Source organism: Pseudomonas sp. TH08, assembly GCF_016651275.1.
In the GTDB taxonomy this organism is placed as follows: domain Bacteria; phylum Pseudomonadota; class Gammaproteobacteria; order Pseudomonadales; family Pseudomonadaceae; genus Aquipseudomonas.
The window spans coordinates 276,787-287,588 of sequence record NZ_JAEKEE010000006.1 but is presented as its reverse complement, the minus strand read 5'-3'; the positions used below and the strand labels follow the sequence as shown (position 1 = coordinate 287,588).

At 60.1% G+C, this 10,802-nt stretch carries 8 protein-coding genes; all 8 read left to right on the top strand.

Annotated features, from left to right (window positions below; genetic code table 11):
• The first annotated feature begins 20 nt into the window (after positions 1–20).
• The 8 genes from JFT91_RS27645 to JFT91_RS27610 all read left to right on the top strand — a co-directional run bounded on the left by JFT91_RS27645 (position 21) and on the right by JFT91_RS27610 (position 10,757).
• Entirely contained in the window at positions 21–4,334 is a 4,314-nt protein-coding gene (locus JFT91_RS27645) for a beta strand repeat-containing protein (protein WP_201234455.1), read from the top strand.
• A 267-nt stretch (positions 4,335–4,601) separates the two neighbouring features.
• Positions 4,602–5,375, top strand: a complete 774-nt coding sequence (gene rfbF, locus JFT91_RS27640) for a glucose-1-phosphate cytidylyltransferase (protein WP_201234454.1) — start codon at positions 4,602–4,604, stop codon at positions 5,373–5,375.
• Positions 5,357–6,439, top strand: coding sequence for a CDP-glucose 4,6-dehydratase (rfbG, locus tag JFT91_RS27635; protein WP_201227466.1), 1,083 nt, complete (start codon positions 5,357–5,359; stop codon positions 6,437–6,439). Before rfbF ends, rfbG begins: the two co-directional genes overlap by 19 nt.
• A complete protein-coding gene (locus tag JFT91_RS27630; RefSeq protein WP_201227465.1) occupies positions 6,436–6,996 on the top strand; it encodes a dTDP-4-dehydrorhamnose 3,5-epimerase family protein in 561 nt (186 codons plus the stop codon). The genes rfbG and JFT91_RS27630 overlap by 4 nt, the downstream gene beginning before the upstream one ends.
• A complete protein-coding gene (locus JFT91_RS27625) occupies positions 6,993–8,219 on the top strand; it encodes a class I SAM-dependent methyltransferase (RefSeq protein WP_201234453.1) in 1,227 nt (408 codons plus the stop codon). Before JFT91_RS27630 ends, JFT91_RS27625 begins: the two co-directional genes overlap by 4 nt.
• Entirely contained in the window at positions 8,216–9,337 is a 1,122-nt protein-coding gene (locus JFT91_RS27620; protein WP_201234452.1) for a DegT/DnrJ/EryC1/StrS family aminotransferase, read from the top strand. The genes JFT91_RS27625 and JFT91_RS27620 overlap by 4 nt, the downstream gene beginning before the upstream one ends.
• Positions 9,334–9,999: a NeuD/PglB/VioB family sugar acetyltransferase gene (locus JFT91_RS27615; RefSeq protein ID WP_201234451.1), complete on the top strand. Its 666-nt coding sequence runs from the start codon at positions 9,334–9,336 to the stop codon at positions 9,997–9,999. The genes JFT91_RS27620 and JFT91_RS27615 overlap by 4 nt, the downstream gene beginning before the upstream one ends.
• A gap of 29 nt (positions 10,000–10,028) precedes the next feature.
• A complete protein-coding gene (locus tag JFT91_RS27610) occupies positions 10,029–10,757 on the top strand; it encodes a cephalosporin hydroxylase family protein (RefSeq protein ID WP_201234450.1) in 729 nt (242 codons plus the stop codon).
• Positions 10,758–10,802 lie beyond the last annotated feature (45 nt).

Below are 10,802 nucleotides of genomic sequence, written 5' to 3'. Positions count from 1 at the left end.
AACAAGGCAAGGAAGAAGTAATGGCAGTGATAAATGGGACAAACGGCGCGGATACGCTGATCGGTACCAGTGGCGATGACCAGATGAATGGTCTGGGTGGCAACGACCTGATCAAGGGCAGTGCCGGTGCGGACAAGATCGACGGTGGCGCAGATTTTGATACGGTCGATTATTCGGCTTCCGCAGCAGGGGTCAATATCGACATCCGGCCGGGCACTGGTCTGGCAGGTGTTGGTGGCGATGCGCAAGGCGATACCCTGACCGGCATTGAGAAGGTTATCGGTTCGGCGTTCAACGACAGCTTCACCACTGACGCTTACCTTTACGCGACTTATGAAGGTGGCGATGGTGACGATATCTACTTCGTCAACGGTGGCGGCGTAACAGCCATTGAGCAAGTCGGTGGCGGCAACGATGAGGTGCGCGTCAGCTACAAGGAGCACACCCTGGCGGCGAACATCGAGCGCATGACCTTTACCGGCACGGGGGCCTTCAGCGGCAAAGGCAATGACATCGACAACATCATCACCGGTGGCGCGGGTAACGACACGCTGCAGGGCGGTGGCGGTGCCGATCAGTTCTTCGGCGGCGCGGGAATGGACATCGTGTCCTATGACGACAGCACCGTGGGCGTGACCATCAACCTGAAAACCGGGATCAACTCGGGTATTGGTGCGGGTGACGTCTACAACAGCATCGAGGGGATTACCGGCTCGAAGCTCAACGATACGTTTTTCGCCGACAGCCGCGTGATCGCGTTTGACGGTGGTGCCGGTATTGGCTGGGATACCGTGGATTACTCGGCGTCTGCCGAGGCGGTCAACGTCGAAATTCGCCCGGGCACTTCTTCAGTGGCCACCGGCGGTGATGCGCAGGGCGACACCTTGACCAACATTGATAAAGTCGTCGGTTCGGCTTTCAACGATACCTTCACTGCTGCGGCTATCAGCTACGCGACCTTCGAGGGTGGTGCTGGTGACGACATCTACTTCGTCAACGGTGGCGGCGTAACAGCCATTGAGCAAGTCGGTGGCGGCAACGATGAGGTGCGCGTCAGCTACAAGGAACACACCCTGGCGGCGAACATCGAGCGCATGACCTTTACCGGCACGGGGGCCTTCAGCGGCAAAGGCAATGACATCGACAACATCATCACCGGTGGCGCGGGTAACGACACGCTGCAGGGCGGTGGCGGTGCCGATCAGTTCTTCGGCGGCGCGGGAATGGACATCGTGTCCTATGACGACAGCACCGTGGGCGTGACCATCAATCTGAAAACCGGGATCAACTCGGGTATTGGTGCGGGTGACGTCTACAACAGCATCGAGGGGATTACCGGCTCGAAGCTCAACGATACGTTTTTCGCCGACAGCCGCGTGATCGCGTTTGACGGTGGTGCCGGTATTGGCTGGGATACCGTGGATTACTCGGCGTCTGCCGAGGCGGTCAACGTCGAAATTCGCCCGGGCACTTCTTCAGTGGCCACCGGCGGTGATGCGCAGGGCGACACCTTTACCAACATTGATAAAGTTGTCGGTTCGGCTTTCAACGATACCTTCACTGCTGCGGCTATCAGCTACGCGACCTTCGAGGGCGGTGCTGGTGACGACATCTACTTCGTCAACGGTGGCGGCGTAACAGCCATTGAGCAAGTCGGTGGCGGCAACGATGAGGTGCGCGTCAGCTACAAGGAACACACCCTGGCGGCGAACATCGAGCGCATGACCTTTACCGGCACGGGGGCCTTCAGCGGCAAAGGCAATGACATCGACAACATCATCACCGGTGGCGCGGGTAACGACACGCTGCAGGGCGGTGGCGGTGCCGATCAGTTCTTCGGCGGCGCGGGAATGGACATCGTGTCCTATGACGACAGCACCGTGGGCGTGACCATCAACCTGAAAACCGGGATCAACTCGGGTATTGGTGCGGGTGACGTCTACAACAGCATCGAGGGGATTACCGGCTCGAAGCTCAACGATACGTTTTTTGCCGACAGCCGCGTGATCGCGTTTGACGGTGGTGCCGGTATTGGCTGGGATACCGTGGATTACTCGGCGTCTGCCGAGGCGGTCAACGTCGAAATTCGCCCGGGCACTTCTTCAGTGGCCACCGGCGGTGATGCGCAGGGCGACACCTTTACCAACATTGATAAAGTCGTCGGTTCGGCTTTCAACGATACCTTCACTGCTGCGGCTATCAGCTACGCGACCTTCGAGGGTGGTGCTGGTGACGACATCTACTTCGTCAACGGTGGCGGCGTAACAGCCATCGAGCAAGTCGGTGGCGGCAACGATGAGGTGCGCGTCAGCTACAAGGAACACACCCTGGCGGCGAACATCGAGCGCATGACCTACACCGGTACGGTTGCATTTACCGGTACAGGCAATGACAGCGACAACATCATCACCGGTGGCGCGGGTAACGACACGCTGCAGGGCGGTGGCGGTGCCGATCAGTTCTTCGGCGGCGCGGGAATGGACATCGTGTCCTATGACGACAGCACCGTGGGCGTGACCATCAACCTGAAAACCGGGATCAACTCGGGTATTGGTGCGGGTGACGTCTACAACAGCATCGAGGGGATTACCGGCTCGAAGCTCAACGATACGTTTTTTGCCGACAGCCGCGTGATCGCGTTTGACGGTGGTGCCGGTATTGGCTGGGATACCGTGGATTACTCGGCGTCTGCCGAGGCGGTCAACGTCGAAATTCGCCCGGGCACTTCTTCAGTGGCCACCGGCGGTGATGCGCAGGGCGACACCTTTACCAACATTGATAAAGTCGTCGGTTCGGCTTTCAACGATACCTTCACTGCTGCGGCTATCAGCTACGCGACCTTCGAGGGTGGTGCTGGTGACGACATCTACTTCGTCAACGGTGGCGGCGTAACAGCCATCGAGCAAGTCGGTGGCGGCAACGATGAGGTGCGCGTCAGCTACAAGGAACACACCCTGGCGGCGAACATCGAGCGCATGACCTACACCGGTACGGTTGCATTTACCGGTACAGGCAATGACAGCGACAACATCATTGTCAGTGGCAGTGGTAATGATCTGCTGAAGGGCGGCGGCGGTGCCGACCAGTTCTTCGGCGGCGCGGGTATGGACACTGTGTCCTATGACGACAGCACCGTGGGCGTCAGCATTAACCTGAAAACCGGCATCAGCACCGGGATCGCGACGGGCGACACCTACAACAGTATCGAAGCGTTCACAGGCTCGAAGTACAACGACATCTTCGTTGGCAACTCCGCAGCGCTGGCGATCAACGGCGGCACCGGCCTGGATATGGTCAGCTACGAGTCGTCAGACAGTGCCGTCACCATCGACCTGAAAACCAACGTCAATGCCGGCGATGCTGCTGGTGATACCTTTACCGGCATCGAGATCTTCCAGGGCAGCAATTTCGCCGACACCTTGTCCGGAACGGCGATCAACGACAATTTCATCGGTGGCGGCGGCGCCGACGTGATTGACGGGCGCGAAGGGATCGACACTGTCTGGTACATCAACAACACCACGGCGGTGAACATTAACTTGCAGACCGGCCTCAATCAGGGCGGTGATGCACAAGGCGATGTGCTGATCAACGTCGAAAGTCTCATCGGCACCAACTTCAACGACACGCTGACCGGCAACGCGCTGGCCAACGGGCTTGAGGGTGGTCTGGGCAACGACACCATTTACGGTGGCGATGGCAACGATGTCATTTACGGCAGTTTCTACACCCAGCTCGGGCCGTTCGCGGTCGACGTGGCTGCCGGTGGGCCGCAAGCCGACATGCTGTACGGCGGCAATGGCAATGACCTCATCATCAGCGCTCCGGATGATCGTGGAACGTTCGCCTTTGGTGAAGCTGGCAACGACACGATCCAGGTCGTCAGCGGTACTGCTGATGGTGGCGACGGTAGCGATGATTTGCTCGGTACCGGCGAAAACTTCGTGCTGCTTGGTGGCGCGGGCAATGACGCGCTGACTTTCGGCGGTAAAGTTACTTATCCGTGGCAAATGAAAGCCACCGGTTTTGCCAACGGTGGCGAAGGCGGCGATACCTATGTCGTCGATACTGGCCTGCTGGTGACTATCCGTGATGACGGCACTAGCGGTACGGACACGTTGATCCTGAACAACATCCGTTCGGCTGATGCGTTGCAACTGGCTCGGGTGGGTAATGACCTGTACCTCAACGATGGATATTTCCCGCCGTCCGACCCAACCGCCCAAGGTGTAAAACTGCAGGACTGGTTCGCTGGCTACAACACCATCGAACACTTCATGGCAGCCAACGGTGATGTTCTGCCGATCAATGATGGGTTCAGCATGTTTGGCTGATCCGCTCCAATCGTTGAAATAGCTCGTTGAAATAGCTCGATGAAAGGGATGAGTCCGGTGACGGATTCATCCCTTTTTTCATGGCCGCACGACTGCGACACACCGCGCACCGAGCTGGCGCGTTTCCTGCAAGTCCCCTGTAAATCGCCATAAAACGAGCGCTCGCGGTCATCGCAGCGGCGCCGCAAGCGGCAAAAGGTTTAGCCAGAAGGCCCGCAAAGCTCAAGAAAGCCATGCGCGGCCCGGTGACGAACGAGAGGGGAGACGATGAAGGCAGTTATTTTGGCGGGTGGCCTCGGCACGCGCATCAGTGAAGAGTCGCACCTCAAGCCCAAGCCGATGATCGAGATCGGCGGTAAGCCAATTCTCTGGCACATCATGAAGCAGTATTCCGCGCACGGAATTCACGATTTTGTGATTTGCCTTGGCTACAAGGGCTACGCGATCAAGGACTTCTTCGCCAACTACTTCCTGCACACCTCCGACGTCACCTTCAACATGCGTGAAAACCGCATGGATGTGCATCAGAATTACAGCGAACCCTGGAGCGTCACGCTCATCGACACCGGCGAGGAAACCATGACCGGTGGCCGTCTGCTGCGTGCCGGCCGTTACCTCAAGGATGAAGAGGCGTTCTGCTTCACCTACGGCGACGGCGTGTCCGATCTGAACATTCGTCAGTTGGTCGATTACCACAATGCGCACGGCCGTCTCGCGACCGTGACGGCCGTGCAACCGCCGGGACGCTACGGTGCCCTCGAGCGCCAGGGCGATCAGGTCCTCGGTTTCACCGAAAAACCCCGCGGTGATGGTGGCTGGATCAATGGCGGCTTCTTCGTGCTGTCGCCGAAAGTGCTGCCGTACATTGCTGGCGACGAAACCACTTGGGAGGCCGAGCCATTGGCCCGCCTGGCCCAGGACGAACAATTGAAGGCTTTCGAGCACGAAGGCTTCTGGCATCCAATGGACACCCTGCGCGACAAGAATCACCTCGAAGCGCTGTGGCTGAGCGGGGAGGCCCCATGGAAGCAATGGGCCTGAGTCCGGAGTTCTGGCGCGGCAAGCGTGTTCTGGTCACCGGACATACCGGTTTCAAGGGCAGTTGGCTGACTTTGTGGCTGCAAAGCCTCGGCGCTGATGTCAGCGGTTTTTCGCTTGATCCATCGACCGAGCCGAGCCTGTTCGAATTGGCGCGCGTGTCCGACGGCATCAACGATCAGCGCGGTGATCTGCGTGATCTCGGCGCGCTGCTGGAAATCATTGCTGACACCGAGCCTGAGATCGTCCTGCACCTGGCGGCCCAGCCGCTGGTGCGTGAAGGCTACCGTGATCCGCTCGGTACCTATTCCAGCAACGTGATGGGCACGCTTAATCTGCTCGAAGCGATTCGCCAGGTCGGTTGCGTACGTGCCTGCGTGCTGGTGACCACCGACAAGGTCTACGCCAACAAGGAATGGCTGTGGCCGTACCGCGAAGACGAAGCCCTCGGTGGCCACGACCCGTACAGCAGCAGCAAGGCTTGCTGCGAACTGTTGGCGCAGTCTTATGCCGCTTCTTTCTTCCCGGCGGACAAATACGCCGAGCACGGTCTGGCCCTGGCCACTGCGCGTGCCGGCAACGTGCTGGGCGGCGGTGATTTTGCCCCGGAGCGACTGATCCCCGACGTGCTCAAAGCCTGGACGGCCGACGAGCCGGTGACCTTGCGTTACCCGCAAGCCGTACGTCCGTGGCAGCACGCGCTGGAGCCGCTGGCCGGTTATCTGCAACTGGCCGCCGGTCTCTACGAACAAGGCCCGGAGTATGCCGGGGCGTGGAACTTCGGCCCGGGCGAGGCGGACATGTGCAGCGTCGGCGAAGTGGTCGAGTTGCTCGCCAGTCGTTGGCCGCAAGCGCGCGGTTTGCGCATCGAACCGAGCGAACTGCACGAGGCCGGCCTGTTGCGCCTGGACAGCAGTCGCGCACGCCAGGTACTCGGCTGGCAACCACGCTGGACCTTGCAGCAATGCCTGACCCAGACCCTCGACTGGCATCTGGCGTGGCAAAACGGCGATGACATGCGCGCCGTTACCCTCGGTCAACTGAACCTGTACCGAGGCGCGCTGTGAGCGAGTTTTCCTTGCACGCGCTGCCGCTGGCCGGCCTGTTCAGCGTCCAGCATAAACGCTTCGAAGATCAGCGCGGGCACTTCGCCCGGCTGTTCTGCGAGGGCAGTCTGAGCGCATTCGGCAGCGAATTTCATATCCGCCAGATCAACCATTCCTGCACTCGCGAGAAGGGCAGTGTGCGCGGTCTGCATTACCAGAATGCCAACGCGCCGGAAGCCAAGCTGATCACCTGCCTGCGTGGTGAGGTGTGGGATGTCGCGGTCGATTTGCGTCCCGATTCCGAGACGTTTCTGCATTGGCACGCTGAGCATCTGAAGGCCGGTGATGGCCGCAGCCTGTTGATCCCGGCCGGGTTCGCCCACGGTTTCCAGACGCTGACCGAAGACGCCGAATTGCTTTACCTGCACAGCGCCGATTACACACCGGAGCACGAGGGCGGTCTGTCGGTGAACGATCCACGGCTGGCGATCGCCTGGCCATTGCCTGTCAATAATTTGTCAGCGCGTGATTCCAGCCATCCCGCGCTCGATCAACACTTTGCTGGAGTGCGTCTATGAACTGCCGTGGGTGCGCCGCACCGCTGAGCCTGCCGCTGATCGACCTCGGCACCTCACCACCGTCCAACGCCTACGTGCATGCCGATCGTCTGGAGCAGGCCGAGCAATGGGTTCCGCTGAAGGTCGCCGTGTGCCAACAATGCTGGCTGGTGCAGACCGAAGATTACACCAGCGCCGACAGCCTGTTCGACGCCGAATATGCTTACTTCAGCTCGTTCTCCAGCACCTGGCTGGCGCATGCCGAGCGCTATGTCGCCGAGATGGTCGAGCGCTTTGGCCTGACTGCCGACAGCCGCGTGGTTGAAGTCGCCGCCAACGATGGTTACCTGCTGCAATACGTCGCCGCGCGGGGCATTCCGTGCCTGGGCGTTGAGCCGACTCGCAGCACCGCGCAAGCGGCACGAGAAAAAGGTCTGGAGATTCGCGAACTGTTCTTCGGTCGTGACACCGCCGCGCAGTTGAAAGGCGAAGGCTGGGGCGCCGATTTGATGGCGGCCAACAACGTGCTCGCGCATGTGCCGGACATCAACGACTTTCTCTGTGGTTTCGCCACGCTGCTCAAGCCGACCGGCGTCGCTACCTTCGAATTCCCACAACTGCTGACGCTGATGGCCGGCGCGCAGTTCGACACGTTGTATCACGAGCACTATTCCTATCTGTCACTGACTGCCGTGCAGACGCTGTGCGAACGCAACGGTCTGGAAGTGTTCGATGTCAGCCAGTTGAGCACTCACGGCGGATCGTTGCGGGTGTTCGTCCAGCGCAAGGACGGCGAACGCCGTGCCGTGCAGCCAGCGGTGCAACAGCAGTTGCAGGCCGAGCTCGACGCTGGCGTGAAAACCGCTGAGTACTACGCAACCCTCGCGCCCGCCGCTGAGCGCATCAAGCATGAACTCCTGCGCTTTCTGTTGCAGGCCAAGGCCGACGGCAAGCGAGTGGTCGGCTACGGCGCTGCCGCCAAGGGCAACACCTTGCTCAACTACGCCGGGGTCAAACCGGACCTGCTCGCGTGGGTGGCCGATGCCAACCCGCACAAGCAAGGCAAGTTTATGCCGGGCAGTCGCATTCCAATCGTGGCGCCCGCGCAGATCGACATCGAGAAACCGGATTACGTGCTGGTGCTGCCGTGGAACCTGCTGCACGAAGTGACGCAGCAACTGTCTGCGGCCAAGGCATGGGGCGCACGTTTTGTCGTCGCCGTTCCGGAGTTGATCATCCAATGAGCAGAATTCATTACACCAAACCCAGCGTTGGCGAACTCGAAGCGCAATACGCCCTGGACGCTGTGCAGAACGGCTGGGGCGCACGTTGCTATGAATACCTGACACGTTTCGAGCACGGTTTTGCCGAGCATCTTGGCGCTACCTACGCCATTGCCACCTCCAGTTGCACCGGCGCGCTGCACATGGGCATGGCCGCCTTGGGCGTTGGTGCTGGCGATGAAGTGATCCTCGCCAACACCAACTGGATTGCTTCGGCGGCACCGATCACTTACCTGGGCGCCACGCCGGTGTTCGTCGATGTCCTGGCTGATAGCTGGTGCCTGGATCCGCAACGTGTCAGAGCGGCGATCACCCCGCGCACCAAGGCGATTCTCGCAGTGCATTTGTACGGCAACTTGTGTGACATGGACGCACTGCTCGCCATCGGTCGCGAATTCGGCATCCCGGTGATCGAGGACGCGGCGGAAGCCATCGGCTCGCAATGGCGTGGCCAGGCGGCCGGCTCGCTGGGGGCTTTCGGCGCTTTTTCGTTTCATGGCACCAAGACCATGACCACCGGTGAGGGCGGCATGTTCGTCACTTCCGACAAGGCTTTGTATGAGCGTGTTCTGACCCTGTCCAACCATGGGCGTGTGGCGGGTTGCACCAAACAGTTCTGGCCGGAGTTTGTCGGTTTCAAATACAAGATGAGCAACCTGCAGGCCGCGGTCGGTTGTGCCCAGGTCGAGCGAATCGAGGAGTTGATCGAGCGCAAACGGGCGATTTTTGCCTACTACGCGCGAGCACTCGAAGGCGTACCGGGTGTGTCGCTCAATCCCGAACCGGCCCATGCCCGCAATGGCTACTGGATGCCGACCGTGGTGTTCGATGCCGACACCGGCATCCACCGCGAGCAAATGATTGCCGCGTTCCAGGCCGCCGACATCGACGCCCGGGTGTTTTTCTGGCCGCTGTCATCGCTGCCGATGTTCAGCGAATACGTGGTCGACACGCCGCTGGCGTTTGCGTTGCCCGAGCGTGCCTTCAACCTGCCGAGCTATCACGACATGACCGACGCCGATCAACACCGCGTGGTGCAAGTGGTGCTGGATCTGCTGGCTCGCAGGCACGCATCGTGAAGATGTATCTGCTGGGGGCCGCCAACCCGGAAGCGGTGCGCATGCTGCATGCCGTCAAGCGCAGCACGCCGAACATCGAATTCGCCTTTCTCGACAACGATCCGCGCAAGCACGGCACGCTGTTTTACGGGGTGCCGGTGCTCGGTGGTTGTGAACGGGTCGGCGAACTCAATGGCGAGGACGTGCGCTTCGTCAATCTGATCACCGGCAGTACCCGGTTACGCTACGAAACCACCTGTCAGTTGGTGGACGCCGGTGCACGCCTGGGCCAATTCGTTCATCCGGGGATCGACCTGAGCATGATTCGCATGGGCCAGGGCAGTTATCTGCAAGAAGGCGTGCTGATGCAGGCCGAGGTGACACTGGGCGACAACACCAGCATCAGCGCCGGCAGTGTCGTGGGGCATGAGGGGCAGATCGGCCACTCGGTATTCATGGCGCCGGGCGTGTGTATCGCCGGTTGCGTGGAAATCGGTGACGGGACCTTTATCGGCACCAACGCCACGATCCTGCCGCGCCTGCGCATCGGTCGCTGGGTGACCATCGGTGCCGGTGCGGTCGTGACCAAAGATGTTCCGGATTTTTCGGTTGTGGTGGGCAATCCCGCCAGGATCATCAAGACCAACGCAGTGCCTTACCCGGACGCCAGGGTGTTCAGGTAAGCCGTTTCCCGAATTTTTGGAGAGTTGCAATGAATCCGCATGAACAGTTTCGCGAAGAAGTAAAAGCCAACATCGAAGGCCTGCAGAACGACAAGGCCCTGCAAACCGAGTCCCTGGACTGGGTCGGCACCACGGCAAAACACAAGTACACCTACAACTTCAGCTGGATGGGCCGGCCAATCATTCAGTTTCCGCAGGACATGGTCGCGATGCAGGAAATCATCTGGAACCTGCGTCCGGACGTGATCGTCGAGACGGGCATCGCTCACGGCGGTTCGCTGGTGTTTTACGCCTCGATCCTGGAACTGATCGGACACGGCGAAGTACTGGGCATCGACATCGATATCCGCGAGCACAACCGCGAAGCCATCGAAGCGCACCCGATGTTCAAACGCATCAGCATGATCCAGGGTTCGAGCATCGATAGCGGCATCGTCGATCAGGTGCGCGAGCGTGTGCAGGGCAAAAAAGTGCTGGTAGTGCTGGACTCCAACCACACCCACGAGCACGTCCTCGAAGAGCTGCGCCTGTATGCACCACTGGTGTCGGTGGGCAGCTATTGCGTGGTCATGGACACCGTGGTCGAAGACATGCCGGCCGATGCGTTCCCGGATCGTCCGTGGGGCAAGGGTGACAACCCGAAAACCGCGGTGTGGGCGTATCTGGAAGAAAACCGCGATTTTGAAATCGACCCGTCGATCCACAGCAAATTGCTGATCACAGTCGCGCCGGATGGTTATCTGCGTCGCGTGCGTTAATCGACAAACAACGATGAGTTTTCGGCGACGCGCCGTTTGTGGGGA